Genomic DNA, 19,975 nt, shown 5'->3' on the forward strand with positions numbered 1-19,975 from the left:
TAAACTTCGTAATGAATTACGTATGTTCACTCAGAGACTTGGTATTCATTTTTCGTCCGAGGACGTTAAGAATCCATGTCACTTTGAGTGCCCACACAGATTGTCTGATAAATTGTTAAAGAGCAGTGCCGCTTCGTTTTCGCTGCGGCGCGGGGTGTGCATATTACGCTTTCCCGCTTCAGAGTCAAGCATTTATTTTCGCTTATCTCTGCTGACCCGGCGGCGTGTGTGCCGTTGTTCCGTGTCAGTGGAGGCGCATTATAGGGAGTTATTCTGAAGTGACAAGCACAAAATACAAAAAACTTTTCGTTCGCTCACTTTTCAAACTTCACGCCTATTTAAGCCGCGAATCGCCTGATAAATGTGCGATCTCCCGCGCAAAACTGGCGACCTGCGACCAGTCGGTATACACCACCTCTTTGCGCGTATCGGTTTCGCCGCCGGTCATCTTCATAATGAGGCGAATCATAAAGCGGTCATACCAGCGATAGCGCGGATAACGCAGCGCGCCGGCAAAGACGGCGCTGATGTCCGGCTGCCACGGAGAGCTCAACAGAAACTTGCGCGTATAGCTGTTGGTCTGCGGCGTACGTTTCTCAGGTTTACGCGCCACCAGATTGACCGAGTAAAAAGCCCCGGGCAGTTTATTGAGCACTGCCGTATGCTTTTTCACAAAACGATCCAGCGCCGGATGGAAATGCCCGTAACGAATAGACGCGCCAATAACCACACGGTCGTAATCCTGCCAGGCTATCTGCTCCGTGCGGTTCAGGTTCACCACATCAGAGTAAATCCCCAGCTCTTTTAATTCTGAAGCCAGATATGAGGCAATCTCACGCGTTTGCCCATCCCGCGTAGAGAAAAGAATAAGTGTTTTCACCGACGACTCCTTACTCGCGCCAGAATGTTGGGGTGAACAGCACCAGCAGCGTAAAGACCTCCAGACGACCAAACAGCATGTTGGCGATGAGGATCCATTTCGCGACCGGGTTCATACTGGCAAAGTTATCCGCCACTACTCCCAGGCCAGGCCCGAGGTTATTCAACGTTGCTACGACGGAAGCAAAGGCAGAGAAATCATCCACCCCCGTCGCGATAATCGCCAGCATACTGACGATGAAGACCAGCGCATAGGCCGAGAAGAACCCCCACACCGCTTCAAGAATACGTTCCGGCAGGGCACGGTTACCCAGTTTGATGCTGTAAACCGCGTTCGGGTGGACCAGACGTTTAAGTTCACGGTTCCCCTGCTTAAACAACAGCAGAATACGAATCACCTTCAGGCCACCGCCCGTCGACCCCGCACAACCCCCGATGAACGCAGAACACAGCAGCAGTACCGGCAGGAACAGCGGCCAGCGTGCAATACTGTCCGTTGTAAAACCGGCGGTGGTTGCCATCGACACCACCTGGAAGAACGCCTGATTTAACGTGGTCAACGCGGAGTTATAGACATCGTGGAACCACAACACCACGGTACAGATGATGACCAGCGTAAGCTGGACACCAATGAACATGCGAAACTCCGGGTCACGCCAGTACACCTTCAGGCTACGCCCGCTGAGTAAGGAGAAGTGCAGACCGTAGTTACAGCCGGAAATCAGCAGGAAGATGGCAATGATCGTGTTAATGGTGGGGCTGTCGAAGTAGCCCACGCTGGCATCGTGGGTCGAGAACCCGCCGATGGCGATCGTCGCAAAGCTGTGCCCGATAGCGTCGAATGCAGGCATCCCGGCAAACCATAACGCTAACGCACAGGCGACCGTCAGTAAGACATAGATAAGCCATAGGGTTTTCGCCGTCTCGGCTATGCGCGGGCGCATCTTGTTATCTTTCAGTGGGCCCGGCATTTCCGCACGGTAGAGCTGCATCCCCCCGACGCCGAGAATAGGCAGGATGGCCACTGCCAGGACGATGATCCCCATCCCCCCGAACCATTGCAGCATCTGGCGATAAAAGAGAATGGCATGCGGTAAGGAATCCAGCCCGACCAGCGTGGTCGCCCCGGTCGTCGTTAAACCCGAGAACGATTCAAAAAACGCATCCGTGACGGTCAGATTAGGCTGCTCAGAGAAGATAAAGGGTAGCGCACCCACGCTTCCCAGCACTGTCCAGAACAGAACAACAATCAGAAACCCTTCGCGAGATTTCAGCTCACCCTTTTGACGACGGTTTGGCCACCACAGCAGAGAGCCAATCGCCAGCGCGACAAAGAAGGTCTGGGTAAATGCCCGCCCCGCGCCGTCCCGGTAGATAAGCGCTACCAGTCCTGGGAGAATCATCGTCCCGGAAAAAAGTATGACCAGCAGTCCAACGATTCGGGTAATGGCACGAAAATGCATCTCTGCCGCTTCCTTTGGTATTCAAAAAAGTGAGGTGGGGATTATTCTTCAATCGGCAGCAATTGCAACGAACCGCGACTAAAATCCGCCAGCTTTGCTGAAAAAGCAGCCAGTTCCGCCTGAGGAAGCGCCACGCGCAGTTGCACCATTGCCTGATAGTCACTGTGCGCGATGACGCCGTTAAACTGCTTTAGCAATGCCTCAATGCCGGATAACTGGCCGTAATCGCACAATAAAGTATATTCGGTGAGCGGCGTTTTGCGGGTGGTAATCAGCATATTCAGTGCCTGCTGAACCCCACCGCCATACGCTTTAACCAGTCCACCCGTGCCTAATAAGATACCGCCGTAGTAGCGAACGACCACGGCGGTGATTTCACCCACGCCGCTGCCCATCAACTGGGAGAGCATGGGTTTACCGGCTGTGCCTGCCGGTTCACCGTCATCGGAAAACCCCAGCTGTTGTGAATCGTTCGGCGGCCCTGCCACCCACGCCACGCAATGGTGACGTGCGTCAGGGTGCTGCGCGCGAACGGACTCAACAAACGCTTTTGCCGCCTCAACGCCGTCGGTATGTGCCAGCAGCGTAATGAATCGGCTCTTCTTAATTTCCTCAACAAAGGTGACCGGTTCAGCCGGTATCAGCCAGCTATCCATCAGGCCAGCTTCAGGTCTCGCGTCATATTCTCAGTACCGTTTTCGTGGATCACCACGTTATCTTCGATACGAATACCGCCAAACGGTTTCAGCGCTTCAATTTTGTCCCAGTTGAAGTGCTTGCTGAACGGGCCTTCACGCCATGGCGCTAACAGCGATTCGATAAAGTAGATACCCGGCTCGATGGTCAGCACCATACGCGGCTCAAGAATACGCGTGCAGCGCAGGTAAGGATATTTAGACGGCGCGGCCAGGTGCGTACCGGTATCGTCCTGCATAAAACCGGCAACATCATGAACCTGCAGACCCAGCGGGTGACCAATACCGTGCGGCATGAACGGCCCGGTCAGATCGTTTTCCACCATCGCCTCTTCGCTCATGTCTTTCACGATCTGGTGCTTACGCAGCAGTTTAGCGATGCGCTGATGGAACTGGATGTGGTAATCCACATAGCTGGTTCCCGCTTTCATGGTGCCAATAAGCGCCAGTTGCTCATCGTTAACGTCTTTAATCAGCTGTGCAAAATCGGTATCCGCATTTGCCGCCCAGGTGCGGGTCAGGTCGGCCGCATAGCCGTTGTACTCTGCCCCGGCGTCCAACAGGAAGCTGCGCATCTCGGATGGCACCTGGTGATCGAGCCTGGTGTAGTGCAGAACGGACGCATGCTCATTCAGCGCGACGATGTTGCTGTAAGGGACATCAGTGTCACGGTGGCCGGTGGCGGTCAGATACGCCTGGTTAATATCGAACTCGCTCATGCCAGACTGGAACGCTTCATGGGCGGCACGGTGACCGTTTACCGCCGTTTTTTGCGCTTCACGCATGCAGTAAAGTTCGTAGTCGGTCTTATAAGCGCGATAGTAGTGCAGATAATCCAGAACCCCTTTCGGATTGAGTTTATCCGCCGGAATATCCAGACCGAGCGCACGCTCAGGAACCGGGCCAATATAAGCAATATTGCCGCGCCCGGCTGGCAGGAGGCTGCCAATGCCATCGGCTTTTGGTAAAGCGATAACGTCCACTTCTTCCGTCCAGAAGCTGGTCGGCAGCGGCTCAACGTTGTGCCAGTAATCGACAGGCAGATAGAACCACAGTTTCGGCTTGTTCACCCCGTCCACCAGCAACCAGCAATTTGGGACCTGCGTGACCGGCACCCAGGCTTTGAACTGCGGGTTGACCTTAAACGGATACGCATGGTCATCCAGGAAGGTGTTAATCAGCTCTCCGGAGTGGATTAACAGCGCATCCAGCTTAAAGCGCGCCAGTACATCACGGGTACGTTCCTGTAGGGTAACGATATGATTTTTATAAAGCGAAGCCAGTGAGTCCATCTTTCTTCCTTTCATTTTTCTGAGCTCAAGTCATCGCATCTTAGCACACCTGACTCCGACTGCGTGATTTCCACCGACCGTGATCAATGCAGCAATTTCTTAATGAGAAATTTGCATTTTATTAACATAAATCCCACACTCCGTCTCATCTGGTATGACCAGATCCACTTGCTGGATTCAGGAGACTGACATGCTCTACAAAGGCGACACCCTGTACCTCAACTGGCTGGAAGATGGCATTGCCGAACTGGTGTTCGATGCCCCCGGCTCAGTCAACAAGCTTGATACCGCGACGGTGGCCAGTCTTGGCCAGGCGCTGGATGTGCTTGAAAAACAATCTGAATTAAAAGGGCTGCTGCTGCGCTCAAACAAAGCGGCTTTTATTGTCGGTGCAGATATCACCGAATTCCTTTCACTGTTCCAGGTCCCGGAAGAACAGCTGAGCCAGTGGCTGCACTTTGCCAACAGCGTCTTTAATCGTCTGGAAGATCTGCCTGTTCCGACAGTCTCCGCCGTTAACGGCTACGCGCTGGGCGGCGGCTGCGAGTGCGTGCTGGCAACCGACTATCGTCTGGCCACGCCAGACCTGCGCATCGGCCTGCCGGAAACAAAGCTGGGCATCATGCCAGGCTTTGGCGGTTCCGTACGTATGCCACGCATGCTGGGTGCCGATAGCGCCCTGGAGATCATCGCCGCCGGTAAAGATGTCGGGGCGGAACAGGCGCAGAAAATAGGCCTGGTGGACGGTGTGGTTAAACCAGAAAAACTGATTGAAGGCTCCCTCGCCATTCTGCACCAGGCCATTAATGGTGACCTCGACTGGAAAGCCAAACGTCAGCCGAAGCTGGAACCGTTGAAACTCAGCAAAATTGAAGCCGCCATGAGCTTCACCATCGCCAAAGGGATGGTGATGCAGACGGCAGGCAAACACTACCCCGCGCCCATTACCGCCGTTAAAACGATTGAAGCCGCGGCCCGCTTTGGCCGTGATGAAGCGCTGAAACTGGAAAACCAAAGCTTTGTTCCGCTGGCGCACACTAATGAAGCTCGCGCACTGGTGGGCATCTTCCTGAACGATCAATTCGTGAAAGGTAAGGCGAAACAGCTGACCAAAAATGTTGAGACGCCAAAACATGCGGCGGTACTCGGTGCAGGCATTATGGGCGGCGGCATCGCTTATCAGTCGGCCTGGAAAGGCGTGCCTGTGGTGATGAAAGACATCAGCGAGAAATCCCTGACGCTGGGCATGACCGAAGCGGCCAAGCTGCTGAATAAACAGCTGGAACGCGGCAAAATTGACGGTCTGAAACTCTCAGGGGTGATCTCGACAATCCACCCGACCCTGGACTATAGCGGTTTCGACCGTGTGGATGTGGTCGTTGAAGCGGTCGTTGAGAACCCGAAAGTCAAAAAAGCGGTGCTGGCGGAAACCGAAGAGAAGGTTCGTCCTGATACCGTACTGGCCTCAAACACCTCCACCATCCCGATTAGCGAACTGGCAGGCGTTCTGAAGCGCCCGGAAAACTTCTGCGGTATGCACTTCTTTAACCCTGTGCACCGTATGCCGCTTGTCGAAGTGATCCGTGGGGAAAAAACCTCTGACGAAACGATCGCCAAAGTCGTGGCATGGGCCAGCAAAATGGGCAAAACCCCAATCGTGGTCAACGACTGTCCGGGCTTCTTCGTCAACCGCGTGCTGTTCCCGTACTTTGCCGGTTTCAGCCAGCTCCTGCGCGACGGTGCGGATTTCCGCAAAGTCGACAAAGTGATGGAAAAACAGTTCGGCTGGCCGATGGGTCCGGCGTATCTGCTGGATGTGGTCGGCATTGACACCGCACACCACGCCCAGGCGGTGATGGCGGCAGGCTTCCCGCAGCGCATGCAGAAAGATTATCGCGACGCGATTGACGCCCTGTTTGACGCCAGCCGCTTTGGTCAGAAAAACGGCCTGGGCTTCTGGCGTTATAAAGAAGACAGCAAAGGCAAACCGAAGAAAGAAGAAGACGCGGCGGTGGATGGCCTGCTGGCCGACGTCAGCCAGCCGAAACGTGACTTCACCGACGATGAAATCATCGCCCGAATGATGATTCCAATGATCAACGAAGTGGTGCGTTGCCTGGAAGAAGGCATTATCGCCAGCCCGGCAGAAGCGGATATGGCACTGGTGTACGGCCTCGGCTTCCCTCCGTTCCACGGCGGCGCGTTCCGCTGGCTGGATACGCTCGGCAGCGCCCGTTATCTCGATATGGCTCAGCAGTACCAGCACCTCGGCCCGCTGTATGACGTGCCGGAAGGTCTGCGTAACAAAGCGCGCCATAACGAACCCTATTACCCAGCAGTTGAGCCAGCCCGTCCGGTTGGCGAGCTGAAAACGGCTTAAGGAGTCACAATGGAAAAGGTTGTCATTGTTGATGCGATTCGCACCCCGATGGGCCGTTCAAAAGGCGGTGCATTCCGTAATGTGCGCGCGGAAGACCTCTCCGCACACCTGATGCGTAGCCTGCTGGCGCGTAACCCGGCACTGGATCCCGCTGCGCTCGACGATATTTACTGGGGCTGTGTACAGCAAACCCTCGAACAGGGCTTTAACATCGCCCGTAACGCTTCGCTGCTGGCGGAGATCCCGCATTCAGTTCCGGCGGTGACCGTTAACCGTCTGTGTGGTTCGTCAATGCAGGCGCTGCACGACGCGGCACGCATGATCATGACCGGTGATGCGCAGGCCTGTCTGGTCGGCGGCGTGGAGCACATGGGCCACGTGCCGATGAGCCACGGGGTTGATTTCCACCCGGGTATGAGCCGTAACGTGGCGAAAGCGGCGGGAATGATGGGCCTGACCGCTGAGATGCTTTCCCGCCTCCACGGCATCAGCCGCGAAATGCAGGATACCTTTGCCGCGCGCTCCCACGCACGCGCCTGGGCCGCAACGCAGTCCGGCGCATTTAAGCATGAGATCATCCCAACCGGTGGTCACGATGCTGACGGCGTTTTGAAGCAGTTCAGCTACGATGAAGTGATTCGCCCGGAAACCACTGTAGAAACCCTTTCTACGCTGCGCCCGGCGTTTGACCCGGTCACCGGTACGGTAACAGCAGGCACCTCATCGGCCCTATCTGACGGGGCCGCCGCGATGCTGGTGATGAGTGAAAGCCGAGCCCGCGAGTTAGGCCTGACGCCTCGTGCCCGGGTGCGTTCGATGGCGGTGGTGGGTTGCGATCCGTCCATTATGGGTTACGGTCCGGTGCCGGCCTCGAAGCTGGCGCTGAAAAAAGCAGGCTTAACCACCAGTGATATCGATCTGTTTGAGATGAACGAAGCCTTTGCCGCGCAGATCCTGCCGTGCATCAAAGATCTGGGCCTGATGGATCAGATAGACGACAAGATTAACCTCAATGGCGGCGCGATCGCCCTCGGTCACCCGCTGGGTTGTTCCGGGGCACGCATCAGCACCACGCTGATTAACCTGATGGAACGCAAAGACGCTCAGTTTGGTCTGGCGACGATGTGTATCGGGCTGGGTCAGGGTATCGCGACGGTATTTGAGCGAGTGTAAATCTTCGAGGGGTTCTTACAGCCAGTGTCGCCAGAACACGGCGGCACGCGAGCGGAGCCCGATGCGCTTACGGAAGTAAGTGATTCGGATGAGCACGCGCAGCCAACGCAGTTATGGCGCCAGTGGCGAAGAGATAAAGTTTAGTTGCCGTTCTTCCCGCCTGTCAGGGGCGGGTTTTTTATTTAAATGAACGCGAACGCATCGCCGAAGAGACGGTCTTCACGCGCGTCACGTTCGTTGCAGAACAGGTCACGGGCAATTTTCGCCATCTCAAAACGGCCAGCAATATAGATATCATGTCCCGCCAGCGTGCCGTGATCCTGCAGCACCGCCGTCAGCACCGTACCGCTGCGCCCACGCCAGCCCTCTTCAGGCTGCTCCACCACCGGCTCAATGCGCAGGTGTGGATGATTGACGCTTAATGCTTCCAGTTCAGACAGGTCGTAGAGATGTTTCTCTTCGCGGCCGCCCCAGTAGATGGTGATATCGCGATCCGGGTTACGCGCCAGGGCCGTCAGCAGGATAGAGCGCACGTAAGAGAAACCTGTTCCCCCCGCAATCAGGATCAGCGGACGGTCTTCATCTTCACGCAGCCAGGCATCACCGTGAGGAATATCCACCACGATTTCACGTTCTTTCAGAATGCGGTCCATGACGGCCATCGCATACAGGTTAAGCTCAGACGCACCAATATGAAGCTCAATAAATTCCTGCTCTGCTGGCGTAGAAGCCATAGAGAAGGGACGCTTATCACGCTCATCCATCACGACCATCAAGTACTGACCGGCGCGGAAAGAGAATGCCGCTTCAGGTACTAAACGGACGCGATATACGGTGTCGGTGATAGCATCTACCGAGGTCACTTTACAGCTTAAGGTTGTCATTCGCTCTCTCTGTCGTGAAGTCTATAGGGCTTAACGGCCTGTTTCAGGTTTACCGTTATTCATTATGGCCAGTTCATCCCAGATCGCGTCAATGCGCGCGGTCACGGCAGGATCTTTTTTGATCGGTCGACCCCATTCACGCTCGGTTTCGCCGGGCCATTTGTTTGTGGCATCCAGTCCCATTTTTGAGCCAAGGCCGGAGACCGGCGAGGCAAAATCCAGATAATCTATCGGCGTGTTTTCGACTAACACCGTATCGCGCGCCGGATCCATTCGCGTAGTAATGGCCCAGATAACGTCATTCCAGTCGCGGGCGTTAACATCATCATCGCAGACAATAACAAATTTGGTATACATAAACTGGCGCAGGAAAGACCATACGCCCATCATCACGCGTTTAGCGTGACCAGGATATTGCTTCTTCATCGTCACCACCGCCAGGCGATACGAACACCCTTCCGGCGGCAGGTAAAAATCAACAATTTCCGGGAACTGCTTTTGCAGGATCGGCACAAACACTTCGTTCAGTGCCACTCCCAGTACCGCCGGTTCATCCGGTGGACGTCCGGTATAGGTGGAGTGGTAAATCGCATCTTCACGCTGGGTGATGTGCGTGACGGTAAACACCGGGAAGTTATCAACTTCGTTGTAATAGCCGGTGTGGTCACCGTATGGCCCTTCCGGTGCCATTTCGCCCTGCTCAAGGTAACCTTCCAGAACGATCTCCGCGCTGGCAGGAACTTCAAGGTCATTAGAAATACACTTCACGACTTCGGTTTTGGTTCCGCGCAGCAGGCCTGCAAAGGCATATTCGGACAGCGTATCCGGCACTGGCGTTACCGCCCCCAGAATCGTGGCCGGATCGGCGCCTAACGCAACGGAAACCGGGAAACGCTCGCCCGGGTGTTCAGCACACCACTCCTGGAAATCCAGGGCGCCGCCACGATGTGACAACCAGCGCATGATGAGCTTATTCTTGCCAATCAGCTGCTGGCGGTAAATACCCAGATTTTGTCGCTCTTTGTGCGGGCCACGTGTGACGGTGAGCCCCCAGGTAATAAGCGGCGCAGCATCTTCAGGCCAGCATTGCATGACAGGAATTTTTGTCAGATCCACCGCATCGCCTTCCAGCACTTTCTGCTGACACGGTGCGCCGCGCAGACGTTTGGTTGGCATGTTTAGCACCTGCTTAAACTGCGGCAGTTTATCGAACAGATCGCGGAAACCTTTCGGTGGTTCTGGCTCTTTCAGAAACGCCAGCAGTTTACCCACTTCGCGCAGCGCCGTGACGTCCTCCTGTCCCATCCCCAACGCCACACGGCGCGGTGTACCAAACAGGTTGCACAGCACCGGCATCGAATACCCTTTTGGGTTTTCAAACAGTAAAGCGGGGCCACCGGCACGCAGGGTGCGGTCAGCAATTTCTGTCATTTCCAGATAAGGATCAACAGGAAGTGTAATGCGTTTGAGTTCGCCCTGCTTTTCCAGCAGCGTCAGGAAGTCGCGGAGATCGTGGTATTTCATGCAGTTAGTCATGGCCTCTCTGTAAGCGCTTCATTATACGGCGTAAGCCTGCTTGATGCTGTAATTTTGTTAAATTAGCGTGAACTTATGCATTCTGTTCCCTTTTCCCCCATTATAATCAACTTAGCGATCCCGCCAGGGTTTTGATATGCTTGCGCCCCGAACTAAGGGAAAGAGTGATTATGCAGGCCTGGTATTTACTGTATTGCAAACGCGGGCAACTTCAGCGCGCGCAGGAACATCTTGAACGTCAGTCTGTAAATTGCCTGACACCCGTGATCACGCTTGAAAAAATGCAGCGCGGGAAGCGCACGACCGTCAGTGAGCCATTATTCCCGAACTATCTGTTCGTTGAGTTCGACCCGGAAGTGATTCACACCACGACCATCAGCGCCACACGCGGTGTCAGCCACTTTGTGCGTTTTGGCGCTCACCCGGCAACGGTCCCGTCAACGGTGATTCATCAGCTTTCGGTGTACCAGCAACCTGAAGGCATCACCGATCCGGAAACCCCCTACGCAGGCGACAGCGTCGTCATCACTGAAGGGGCTTTCGAGGGCTTACAGGCGATTTTCGCCGAGCCTGACGGTGAAGCACGCTCCATGCTGCTGCTCAACCTGCTGAATAAACAGGTATTGCAGAGCGTGAAAAACACCGACTTCCGCAAAGTTTAAACGTCTATCCCGAACAGGCGACGCACGTTGTCATCCGTCTGTGCGCACAACCAGTGCGGGTCTTCTCCGCGCCAGCGCGCTACGCTCTCAAGAATATGCCCCAGATAGGCCGGTTCGTTACGTCGAGAAGCCGGTTTGGGTTGCATATCTCGCGGCAGCAGATAAGGTGCGTCGGTTTCAACAAGCAAGCGGTCCGCCGGGATCACCGGCAACAGCTCGCGAAGCTCAAGCCCGCGACGTTCATCGCAAACCCAGCCGGTAATGCCCAGATATAACCCGCGTTCCAGACAATCCAGCGCCTCCTGCCGTGAACCGGTAAAGCAGTGCAGTACCGCACCGGGCAGTTTATCGAGCCAGGGTTCCAGTAAGGCGAGGAAGCGCTCATGCGCGTCACGGCAGTGCATAAACACAGGCATTCCAAGCTCCGCCGCCAGGGCGAGCTGGGCGGTGAAGGCGTTTTCCTGTTCGGCTGGTGTGGAAAAGTTACGGTTGAAATCGAGACCACATTCGCCAATGGCCACGACTTCAGGGGTTTTCGCCAGCCTGTGTATGATTTCAGCGCTCTGCGGCGTCCACTGGCTGCTGTCATGAGGATGCACGCCAGCGGTTGACCAGCAGCGATCATAGCGCTGAGCAAGCTGCTGCGCCTGCTCGCTTTCTTGCAGGTTGGTTCCCGTCAGGAGCAGCCCTTTCACCCCGGCGGCAAAAGCACGCGCGACGACCTCATCGCAGTCTTTCGCAAACTGCGAGCTGGTCAGGTTGAGTCCGATATCAAACATGCGATTCCCCATAGCACAACCGCCCTGACGGGCGGCTGGTTTTACTCTTCAGTGGTCTTTTCCGACGTATCGTCTTCGTCATCCGACCGACGCCCTTTTCCCACGTAGAAACGCGAGAAGAATACGCCGACTTCAAACAGACAATACATCGGTATTGCCAGCAGCGTTTGTGAGAAGACGTCAGGTGGTGTGAGCAGCATGCCAACCACAAACGCGCCGACCAGGATATACGGGCGCTTCTTACGCAGGTCATCAGGGGTAGTCACCCCTACCCAGCAAAGCAGCACAATGGCTACCGGCACTTCGAATGCCACGCCGAACGCCATAAACAGCGCCATCACAAAGCTGAGGTAACTGGCGATATCCGTCGACACCTGAACCCCTTCCGGCGCGGTATGCGTCAGGAAGCCAAAGGCCAGCGGGAAGACAACAAAGTAGGCGAACGCCATGCCGATATAGAACAGCAGCGAGCTGGATACCAGCAGCGGGATAACCAGCTTGCGTTCATGCTTGTACAGCGCTGGCGCCACAAACGCCCAGACCTGATAAAGAATGACCGGCGCAGAGGCAATCAGCGATACCCAGAAGGTGAGCTTAATAGGGGTAAAGAACGGTGATGCAACGTCGGTTGCGATCATCGTTGCCCCCAGCGGCATCTGCTTGATCAGCGGTGCAGAGACAACCTGGTAGATATCGTTGGCGAAATAGACCAGGCATAAGAAAATGAGGAAAACCGCGATAATGCAGTTTAACAGGCGCTTACGCAGCTCTATGAGGTGCGTAATCAGCGGTTGGGTATCATCTACTGCCATGTTTACGCTTTATCACTCGACGAGGGGGATGATTCGGAAACAGGCGCGGCAGGCTTAACGTCAGCCGCTTTTACCACCGGTGCTTCCGGCTGCGTCTGTTTTTTCGGTTCAGATTCCTGCGGCGTTTGTTCAGGCGCGGTAGCCTGATGCTCCGCGCTGGCAGGCGTAACGCCCTCGCGCTGCGCTTCGCTGTCCTTCACCACCGGGTTGTGGATGGTGTTGGCTTCATCGCTCGCCTTTTCAGGATCGTTGACGCTGTAGGAGCGCTTCATGGATTCTGCCGCTTCACGCAGTTCATCCATTGAGGCTTTCAGTTCAGGCGTCAGGTTATCCATGCTCGCCTTTTCCACCTTTTTCAGGCTTTCCTGAAACTCCTGCAGCTTAAGTTCCTGCGCCAGCTCATTTTGTACGGTCGAAGCCAGCGATCTCAGCGCGCGTACCCAGCCCACAACGGTTTTCACCGCCACCGGCAGACGCTGGGGTCCTAACACTATCAGGCCAATCACAAAGACCAGCAGCAGCTCACTAAAACCAATGTCGAACACGAATTACACCTGCTCTTTATCGTGGCGTTTAGCGTCTTCTTTTTTCGCCTCTTCCTGCTTGTCGGAGATGGATTTAGCAGTAAAGTCAGCATCCTGGCTGGTTTTATCCTGCTTGCTCTCATCATCGCTCATCGCTTTCTTGAAGCCTTTGATAGACGCGCCCAGATCGGAGCCGATAGAACCGAGCTTTTTCGTGCCAAACAGCAGCACGACGATGACGGCAATGATCAACAATTGCCAGATACTGATACCACCCATACATGTACCTCAGGGATAGATGATTAATGAGTCAGGTCGCATTATACGTAGGCGACCCGTCGATAGCGACGCAAAATCAGCGCGTTTTTCTCCAGCCGGCGAGCCAGACCACAACACCGCCAGCCATCAGCCAGGCGGGCATCATCTGCCAGTCAGGGCGAGTAATCAGCAACAGCGTACCACTCAGCAGCAGCGTTGCTCCAATGCCAAAGAGATAGCGCGACTGCCCCTGTCGAACACGGCTGGACTGAAGCTCGCGGGCGATTTTATCCATGCTGTGCTGAAGGTTCTTGCTCTGACGCAAACTGTCGTAAATCAGTTCAGGAATATCAGGCATTTTTTCTATCCAGAACGGGCCTTTCTCTTTAATAGAGCGCACCAGCGCCGGAATGCCCACCTGATCCTTAATCCAGGATTCAAGGAAAGGTTTCGCAGTCTTCCATAAGTCTAACTGAGGATAGAGCTGTCGACCTACACCTTCAACGTAAAGTAATGTTTTCTGAAGTAAAACTAACTGTGGCTGCACTTCCATGTTGAAGCGGCGTGCCGTGTTAAACAGGTTCAGCAATACGTGTCCGAAGGAAATTTCTGCCAGCGGCTTTTCAAAAATCGGCTCGCAGACGGTACGGATAGCAAACTCAAACTCTTCGACGTTGGTGTCCGGCGGAACCCAGCCAGAATCAACGTGCAGCTCGGCCACCTTGCGGTAATCACGGTTAAAGAAGGCGATGAAGTTTTCAGCGAGATAGCGCTTATCTTCTTTGTTCAGCGAGCCCACAATACCGCAGTCAATACCAATATATTTCGGGTCTTCCGGGTGCTCATAACTGACGAAGATATTCCCCGGATGCATGTCCGCGTGGAAAAAGCTGTCGCGGAATACCTGGGTAAAGAAGACCTGTACACCACGCTCGGCCAGCAGCTTCATGTTGGTTCCCTGCTTTTCCAGGGCTGCCACATCCGAGACCGGAATACCGTAAATTCGCTCCATTACCATCATGTTCTGGCTGCAGTAGTCCGAATACACTTCCGGCACATAGAGCATCGGGCTGTTTTCAAAGTTCCGGCGCAGCTGGATGGCATTTGCCGATTCACGCAGCAGGTTTAATTCATCAATTAGCGTTTTTTCATACTCCCGCACAACTTCCATTGGGCGCAGACGGCGTCCGTCGGGGAGCAGGCGCGGAACCCAGCGTGCAAGCCGATAGATAAGCTTCATGTCCGCTCGGATTACCGGCAGGATGTCCGGGCGGATCACTTTGATAACCACCTCTTTGCCATTCTCTTTCAGACGTGCTGTATGCACCTGGGCGATAGAGGCTGAAGCAAGAGGTTCTATTTCGAAATCGTCAAACCAGGTCTCGACAGGAATATTGCCCATCGCCTCTTCGATCTGTTTTTTCGCTCTCACACCGTCAAACGGTGCAACGCGGTCCTGCAGCAGTGCCAGTTCATCGGCAATCTGCGGCGGGAAAAGATCGCGGCGAGTCGAGAGCATTTGCCCGAACTTAATCCATACCGGGCCCAGCTCCTGGAGCGCCAGGCGAAGACGTTCACCCAGCGGCTGATCTTTATGGCGATTAGGCATCCAGAACAACATCCGCCGCCAGATGCGAAGCAGCAGCGTGATACGCATTTTGGGGATAAGCTCGTCGAGCCCGTAACTCAAAAAGGTGTGGACGATAAAATAGAGGCGCCGAATTTCACCAGGCGTCATTTGCCCTCCAGTTTTTCCAGCCGTTTGGTTAAGGCATCCACCGCGCGTTCAACCGCTGCGGTCTCTTCCGCAAACCATGCAACTTCAAGCGCGCCAGGGGCCATACGCCACTCTTCAGTCAGCACTTCCGCCGCATAGCGTTGCTGCCGTTGCAGACTCTTGCGAAGGAAAGCCGTACCGCCATGAATGGCTTTACCGATCCCTTCGGCAGCAATGTCGCCAATGAAAGGCGCAAGCAGCTCTGCCGGATCAAACTCGGCCAGATCGCTGAGCGCAACGAAATTCTGTACGACCTGAATGTCGCCTTCCACTTCCAGCTCACCGCTGCGGATAAGCGTCGTAAGCTGCTGACGGTCACGTAATTTTGGCAGCACGCTCATGTGCGTAATCACGGAGCAGTCGGCTTCACCTTCCCACTCACCCAGAACGTCAAGCTGGCGTTCACTGAAAACCAGCACAAGCGACGTCGAGAACTCTTTCAGAACAACACGCAGCACCTTGCCGTTAAGCCGCTGACGTGAGGCTTTTAGCGCCGGTGCGCGGTAAAGAAAGGCATTCAGGACATTCTCGATGCCTGCGGTGACTAAGGGTTTAAAGGGCACGGGAAACCTCCACTCAGAACTTATAACCGCGATGCAGCGCGACGACACCTGCCGTCATGTTGAAATACTCAACGTTCTCGAATTCCGCATCCTGCATCATGGCCTTTAAGGTGTCCTGATCCGGGTGCATACGGATAGATTCCGCCAGGTACCGGTAGCTTTCCGCGTCGTTTGCCACCAGCTCACCAATGCGCGGCAGCACATGGAATGAGTATGCGTCGTAAGCTTTGCTTAACGGCTCAAGAATCGGTTTGGAGAATTCGAGCACCAGCAGGCGTCCACCCGGCTTTAGCACGCGGTACATGGAGCGCAGCGCTTTTTCTTTATCGGTGACGTTACGCAGGCCGAAGGAGATAGTGATGCAGTCAAAGGTATTATCCGGGAAAGGCAGCGCTTCGGCGTTCGCCTGCACATACTCGACATTACCTACCACGCCGATGTTACGCAGCTTCTCACGTCCCATTTTGAGCATTGAGTCGTTAATATCTGCCAGAACAACGCGACCGGTTTCGCCCACCAGACGGGAGAATTTTGCTGTCAAATCGCCTGTACCGCCGGCTAAATCCAGTACCGTTTGTCCACGACGCACACCGCTACAGTCGATGGTGAAGCGCTTCCACAAGCGATGAATGCCGAACGACATCAAGTCATTCATCACATCGTACTTCGCCGCCACGGAATGAAATACGTGGGCCACCATATCAGCTTTCTGCGCTTTGGCGACAGTCTGAAAGCCAAAGTGCGTCGTGTCTTGTGAATCGTCAACCATCTCAGAGCCTGCTTATCAGTAAAATGTTCGTGAAGTGTAACAGATTGGGCGCGTTTGCCCTACGTTTCAACCTTCGCGAAAGAAACGTGCCGGACGCTCGTCTGACGTTAAATCTGTCGCTAACGTATTGTCTTCACTGTTTGTCTTTTGTTCGCCAGCGCCTTCGCGCAGGCGAAACTCTTCATCCTGGGCGGTGGCCTGCTCAACTAATTCCGGATTAATCTCGCGCTTCACCTCCACACCCAGGGAACGAAACGCTTCGGCCTGCGCCAGTAAGTTGCCACGCCCGGAAGAGAGTTTTTTCATCGCCTGGCGATAGTTATCCTGGGCGCGGTCAAGGCTTTGCCCGACCGAGGACATATCATCCACAAAAAGGCGCATTTTGTCGTAAAGCTTGCTGGCGCGATCGGCAATCTGCTGCGCATTGCGGCTCTGATGTTCATAGCGCCACAGGTTGGCAATGGTGCGCAATGCCACCAGCAGCGTGGTGGGGCTCACCAGCATAATGTTATTTTTTAGGGCTTCGGTAATCAGTTCAGGCTGTCTGTCGAGCGCCAGCAAGAACGCGGGTTCAACCGGAATAAACATCAGGACGTAATCCAGCGAGCGCAGGCCGGGTAACTGCTGGTAGTCTTTTCTGCCCAGCAGACGAATGTGGTTACGCACGGAGGCGATGTGCTCCTGCAACGCCGATTCGCGGGTGTAGTCATCTTCCGCATTGAAATAGCGCTCATAAGCCACCAGCGTCATTTTGGCGTCTATCACCACATCTTTGCCCTGCGGCAGCCGCACAATCACATCAGGCTGCATACGCGAGCGGGCATCGTTCTCGATACTCACCTGCGTTTCGTATTCATACCCTTCCCGCAGGCCAGAGGCCTCCAGCACGCGGGTCAGCACCACTTCCCCCCAGTTGCCCTGGGTTTTGTTATCGCCCTTCAGCGCACGGGTCAGGTTGACCGCTTCCTGCGCCATTTGCGCATTCAGCTGCTGAAGATTGCGAATTTCATGCGCCAGCGTGTGCCGCTCGCGAGCCTCCTGGCCAAAGCTGTCCTGTACTTGACGACGAAAGCCGTCCAGCTGTTCACGCAGGGGCGTTAGCAGGCTATTCAGGCTTTGGCGGTTTTGTTCGTCTACGCGGCGGTTGCTGTGTTCAAAAATGCGGTTCGCGAGGTTCTCGAACTGCTCGCTGAGGCGTTGCTCGCTGTTCATCATCTGGCGGATTTTATCTTCCGCATGCAGCTGGGTGGATTCGAGGCGGGTAGTCACTTCGCGGAGATCGGCCTCCAGCGAGGTGTTGATATCGCGAAGATTGCGCAGCTCGTTGTTGAGCAGTTCGCATTCGTCACGCCAGTGTTCGCTCAGCGCAACCTGCTGTTTTGCTGCGCTTAAATCGGCGACTATCTCTTCGCGCTCGGCCAGCTGATCGGCCTTTTGTTGCGCGTGCTGGTAGCTGGAAATCAGCCAGCCTGCCCCCACGCCCACCAGCGCAATCACTGCATAAATCAGGATTGAGATATCCACAATGCCCCCTGCATCAACGTATTACCTGCACAAAATAGAATTGTGCTGTATAAACGTCCAGTTTGAAAGGGTTTTCCTGCGAGGCGCTACGCAAAAAAAAGGCCGAACGGGTCGGCCTTTTTTCGTATAAGAAGGGATTAGATCAGGCGACGCGCCGCTTCAACCACGATTTTCACAGCATGACTTTCGGTCTGCTTCATGGTTTCCGCGTTCGGGATCTCCTGCTGGGTACGGTTGACGATAACGCCCGCCACCATACCGGCACGCAGACCCTGGCTTGCGCACATGGTCAGCAAGGTTGCAGATTCCATTTCGTAGTTCATTACGCCCATAGACTGCCACTCTTCCATAGAACCTTTGAAACGGCTTACCACGCGGCCGGAGAAGGTGTCATAACGTTCCTGGCCTGGGTAGAAGGTATCAGATGAGGCGGTCACGCCTACGTGGGTGGTTGCGCCAACGGATTTCGCGGCTTCAACCAGTGCGGTGGTGCATTCGAAATCCGCCACCGCCGGGAATTCCATAGGGGCAAAGTGCAGACTCGCGCCGTCCAGACGCACGGAAGCGGTTGTCACCAGCACGTCGCCAACGTTGATATGCGGCTGAATGGCACCGGTAGTCCCGATACGCAGGAAAGTACGAATGCCCAACTGCGCCAGCTCTTCAACAGCAATTGAGGTGGACGGGCCACCGATACCGGTAGAACAGACGATCACCGCTTTGCCATCCAGCTCAGCGCGCCAGGTGGTGAATTCACGATGGGCAGCAAGCTTAACCGGCTTATCCATCAGCGCGGCGATCTTTTCCACACGCTCAGGATCGCCCGGGACGATAGCCAGCGTAGCCCCTTGTAAATCGTTTTTAGTGAGGCCGAGATGAAAAACATCAGACTTAGACATAGGTGACTCCTCTGTGGGTCGGTTAGTCAGAAGAAGTAAAAAGGTACTTTACAGAAGCAGTAAGCAGAATTACGTGACACATCTCACCATGAATGAAAATGATTGCAGTAAATTTCCATGAAATAGTGATTCACATCACATTAACAAGTTATATCGTCAGGTGCTGCACAAAAGATAGACCGTTTCAGGCACTGTGAATTGTTAACCTGGTGACTATATTTACCTTTGCGCTAACTCATTGGTACGGAGAATGCCATGACTGAAAAAACCGGTTTTGCACCTGCAGCGGCCCCTCATGCATCAACCATCGTCTCAACACCTGAAGAGGCCATTACGGCAGGTGAGACCTCCATCCCCTCGCAGGGGGAGAATATGCCTGCTTACCACGCGCGGCCAAAATCGGCCGACGGCCCGCTGCCCATCGTGATTGTGGTTCAGGAAATTTTCGGCGTTCACGAACATATTCGCGACCTTTGCCGCCGTCTGGCGCTGGAAGGTTATCTGGCCGTTGCGCCAGAGCTCTATTTCCGTCAGGGCGATCCGAACGACTACAGCGATATACCGACGCTGTTCAGCAACCTGGTCAGCAAAGTGCCGGATGCACAGGTACTGGCCGATCTGGACCACGTGGCCAGTTGGGCTGCGCGCAATGGCGGCGACGCACATCGTCTGATGGTGACGGGTTTCTGCTGGGGAGGACGTATCAGCTGGCTGTATGCCGCACATAATCCGCAGCTTAAAGCCGCCGTTGCCTGGTACGGCAAACTGGTGGGGGAGAAAACGCTGAACTCACCGAAGCATCCCGTTGATATCGCCACCGAGTTAAATGCCCCAGTCTTAGGGCTGTATGGCGGCCAGGACACCGGGATCCCGCTTGATACGGTAGAGACCATGCGCCATGCGCTCCGCGCAGCCAATGCAAAAGCTGAAATCATCGTTTACCCGGATGCCGGCCACGCCTTTAATGCCGACTATCGTCCGAGCTATCACGCGGAATCGGCTAAAGATGGCTGGCAGCGGATGCTGGCATGGTTCAGCCAGTACGGCGGGAAAAAAGCGTAAAACAAAAGCCCGGTCGCGGCTACGCCTTGCCGGGCTTCGGATTT

General features: G+C 54.9%; 19 protein-coding genes. 4 read left to right on the forward strand and 15 right to left on the reverse strand.

Annotated features, from left to right (window positions below):
* Window positions 1-334 precede the first annotated feature (334 nt).
* The 4 genes from hemG to pepQ are packed head-to-tail and all read right to left on the reverse strand — an operon-like array spanning window position 335 to window position 4,329.
* Window positions 335-880, reverse strand: coding sequence for a menaquinone-dependent protoporphyrinogen IX dehydrogenase (gene hemG / locus BJP35_RS04450; RefSeq protein ID WP_020882866.1), 546 nt, complete (start codon window positions 878-880; stop codon window positions 335-337).
* Between the two features lie 10 nt (window positions 881-890).
* The gene (gene trkH / locus BJP35_RS04455) at window positions 891-2,342 is read right to left on the reverse strand and encodes a Trk system potassium transporter TrkH (protein WP_025202793.1); all 1,452 of its coding nucleotides are present in this window, start codon (window positions 2,340-2,342) and stop codon (window positions 891-893) included.
* A gap of 41 nt (window positions 2,343-2,383) precedes the next feature.
* Window positions 2,384-2,998, reverse strand: coding sequence for an IMPACT family protein (locus BJP35_RS04460; RefSeq protein WP_020882868.1), 615 nt, complete (start codon window positions 2,996-2,998; stop codon window positions 2,384-2,386).
* Window positions 2,998-4,329, reverse strand: a complete 1,332-nt coding sequence (gene pepQ, locus BJP35_RS04465) for a Xaa-Pro dipeptidase (protein WP_047742248.1) — start codon at window positions 4,327-4,329, stop codon at window positions 2,998-3,000. The genes BJP35_RS04460 and pepQ overlap by 1 nt, the downstream gene beginning before the upstream one ends.
* A gap of 190 nt (window positions 4,330-4,519) precedes the next feature.
* On the opposite strand from pepQ, the gene fadB reads away from it, so the two are divergent.
* A complete protein-coding gene (gene fadB / locus BJP35_RS04475; RefSeq protein WP_040019225.1) occupies window positions 4,520-6,709 on the forward strand; it encodes a fatty acid oxidation complex subunit alpha FadB in 2,190 nt (729 codons plus the stop codon).
* Window positions 6,710-6,718: 9 nt separating this feature from the next.
* Entirely contained in the window at window positions 6,719-7,882 is a 1,164-nt protein-coding gene (gene fadA / locus BJP35_RS04480) for an acetyl-CoA C-acyltransferase FadA (RefSeq protein ID WP_014172105.1), read from the forward strand.
* Window positions 7,883-8,064: 182 nt separating this feature from the next.
* Here fadA and fre read toward each other — a convergent pair whose 3' ends face one another.
* Together fre and ubiD are read right to left on the reverse strand one after the other, a co-directional pair.
* Complete coding sequence (gene fre, locus BJP35_RS04485; RefSeq protein ID WP_014172106.1) at window positions 8,065-8,766, reverse strand: NAD(P)H-flavin reductase; 702 nt, start codon at window positions 8,764-8,766, stop codon at window positions 8,065-8,067.
* A 30-nt stretch (window positions 8,767-8,796) separates the two neighbouring features.
* Window positions 8,797-10,302 carry a 4-hydroxy-3-polyprenylbenzoate decarboxylase gene (ubiD, locus tag BJP35_RS04490; protein WP_014172107.1) on the reverse strand — a complete coding sequence of 502 codons (1,506 nt, stop codon included), beginning with the start codon at window positions 10,300-10,302 and terminating at the stop codon, window positions 8,797-8,799.
* 170 nt (window positions 10,303-10,472) lie between these two features.
* On the opposite strand from ubiD, the gene rfaH reads away from it, so the two are divergent.
* Complete coding sequence (gene rfaH, locus BJP35_RS04495; RefSeq protein ID WP_020882871.1) at window positions 10,473-10,964, forward strand: transcription/translation regulatory transformer protein RfaH; 492 nt, start codon at window positions 10,473-10,475, stop codon at window positions 10,962-10,964.
* Here rfaH and tatD read toward each other — a convergent pair.
* From tatD to udp, 9 genes are all read right to left on the reverse strand, one after another.
* Window positions 10,961-11,743 (reverse strand): 3'-5' ssDNA/RNA exonuclease TatD, encoded by a 783-nt coding sequence (gene tatD, locus BJP35_RS04500; RefSeq protein ID WP_047742250.1) that lies wholly within the window; start codon window positions 11,741-11,743, stop codon window positions 10,961-10,963. The two genes, rfaH and tatD, sit on opposite strands and share 4 nt — an antisense overlap.
* Window positions 11,744-11,784: 41 nt before the next feature.
* A complete protein-coding gene (gene tatC / locus BJP35_RS04505; RefSeq protein ID WP_014172110.1) occupies window positions 11,785-12,555 on the reverse strand; it encodes a Sec-independent protein translocase subunit TatC in 771 nt (256 codons plus the stop codon).
* A 2-nt stretch (window positions 12,556-12,557) separates the two neighbouring features.
* On the reverse strand, window positions 12,558-13,100 hold the full coding sequence (tatB, locus tag BJP35_RS04510) for a Sec-independent protein translocase protein TatB (protein WP_032679208.1): 543 nt from the start codon (window positions 13,098-13,100) through the stop codon (window positions 12,558-12,560).
* Between the two features lie 3 nt (window positions 13,101-13,103).
* A complete protein-coding gene (gene tatA / locus BJP35_RS04515) occupies window positions 13,104-13,358 on the reverse strand; it encodes a Sec-independent protein translocase subunit TatA (RefSeq protein ID WP_020882874.1) in 255 nt (84 codons plus the stop codon).
* A 76-nt stretch (window positions 13,359-13,434) separates the two neighbouring features.
* Window positions 13,435-15,075, reverse strand: a complete 1,641-nt coding sequence (gene ubiB / locus BJP35_RS04520) for a ubiquinone biosynthesis regulatory protein kinase UbiB (protein ID WP_014172113.1) — start codon at window positions 15,073-15,075, stop codon at window positions 13,435-13,437.
* Entirely contained in the window at window positions 15,072-15,677 is a 606-nt protein-coding gene (ubiJ, locus tag BJP35_RS04525; RefSeq protein WP_086462927.1) for a ubiquinone biosynthesis protein UbiJ, read from the reverse strand. Before ubiJ ends, ubiB begins: the two co-directional genes overlap by 4 nt.
* Window positions 15,678-15,690: 13 nt before the next feature.
* Window positions 15,691-16,446: a bifunctional demethylmenaquinone methyltransferase/2-methoxy-6-polyprenyl-1,4-benzoquinol methylase UbiE gene (gene ubiE, locus BJP35_RS04530; protein WP_014172115.1), complete on the reverse strand. Its 756-nt coding sequence runs from the start codon at window positions 16,444-16,446 to the stop codon at window positions 15,691-15,693.
* Between the two features lie 66 nt (window positions 16,447-16,512).
* Entirely contained in the window at window positions 16,513-17,970 is a 1,458-nt protein-coding gene (rmuC, locus tag BJP35_RS04535; RefSeq protein ID WP_014172116.1) for a DNA recombination protein RmuC, read from the reverse strand.
* A gap of 137 nt (window positions 17,971-18,107) precedes the next feature.
* Window positions 18,108-18,869 carry a uridine phosphorylase gene (gene udp, locus BJP35_RS04540; protein WP_003860792.1) on the reverse strand — a complete coding sequence of 254 codons (762 nt, stop codon included), beginning with the start codon at window positions 18,867-18,869 and terminating at the stop codon, window positions 18,108-18,110.
* A gap of 255 nt (window positions 18,870-19,124) precedes the next feature.
* On the opposite strand from udp, the gene BJP35_RS04545 reads away from it, so the two are divergent.
* Entirely contained in the window at window positions 19,125-19,931 is an 807-nt protein-coding gene (locus BJP35_RS04545; RefSeq protein ID WP_014172118.1) for a dienelactone hydrolase family protein, read from the forward strand.
* Window positions 19,932-19,975: the final 44 nt, after the last annotated feature.

The sequence above is a fragment of the Enterobacter sp. J49 genome (assembly GCF_002148625.1).
GTDB lineage: Bacteria > Pseudomonadota > Gammaproteobacteria > Enterobacterales > Enterobacteriaceae > Enterobacter > Enterobacter ludwigii.

What these genes read in the sequence shown, in the direction of transcription:
- pepQ (WP_047742248.1), bottom strand. Translation starts at nt 4,329, where the DNA reads ATGGACTCACTGGCTTCGCTTTATAAAAATCATATCGTTACCCTACAG.
- fadB (WP_040019225.1), top strand. Translation starts at nt 4,520, where the DNA reads ATGCTCTACAAAGGCGACACCCTGTACCTCAACTGGCTGGAAGATGGC.
- ubiB (WP_014172113.1), bottom strand. Translation starts at nt 15,075, where the DNA reads ATGACGCCTGGTGAAATTCGGCGCCTCTATTTTATCGTCCACACCTTT.
- udp (WP_003860792.1), bottom strand. Translation starts at nt 18,869, where the DNA reads ATGTCTAAGTCTGATGTTTTTCATCTCGGCCTCACTAAAAACGATTTA.
- BJP35_RS04460 (WP_020882868.1), bottom strand. Translation starts at nt 2,998, where the DNA reads ATGGATAGCTGGCTGATACCGGCTGAACCGGTCACCTTTGTTGAGGAA.
- tatA (WP_020882874.1), bottom strand. Translation starts at nt 13,358, where the DNA reads ATGGGTGGTATCAGTATCTGGCAATTGTTGATCATTGCCGTCATCGTC.
- fadA (WP_014172105.1), top strand. Translation starts at nt 6,719, where the DNA reads ATGGAAAAGGTTGTCATTGTTGATGCGATTCGCACCCCGATGGGCCGT.
- ubiD (WP_014172107.1), bottom strand. Translation starts at nt 10,302, where the DNA reads ATGACTAACTGCATGAAATACCACGATCTCCGCGACTTCCTGACGCTG.
- trkH (WP_025202793.1), bottom strand. Translation starts at nt 2,342, where the DNA reads ATGCATTTTCGTGCCATTACCCGAATCGTTGGACTGCTGGTCATACTT.
- BJP35_RS04545 (WP_014172118.1), top strand. Translation starts at nt 19,125, where the DNA reads ATGACTGAAAAAACCGGTTTTGCACCTGCAGCGGCCCCTCATGCATCA.
- tatC (WP_014172110.1), bottom strand. Translation starts at nt 12,555, where the DNA reads ATGGCAGTAGATGATACCCAACCGCTGATTACGCACCTCATAGAGCTG.
- fre (WP_014172106.1), bottom strand. Translation starts at nt 8,766, where the DNA reads ATGACAACCTTAAGCTGTAAAGTGACCTCGGTAGATGCTATCACCGAC.
- rfaH (WP_020882871.1), top strand. Translation starts at nt 10,473, where the DNA reads ATGCAGGCCTGGTATTTACTGTATTGCAAACGCGGGCAACTTCAGCGC.
- ubiE (WP_014172115.1), bottom strand. Translation starts at nt 16,446, where the DNA reads ATGGTTGACGATTCACAAGACACGACGCACTTTGGCTTTCAGACTGTC.
- tatD (WP_047742250.1), bottom strand. Translation starts at nt 11,743, where the DNA reads ATGTTTGATATCGGACTCAACCTGACCAGCTCGCAGTTTGCGAAAGAC.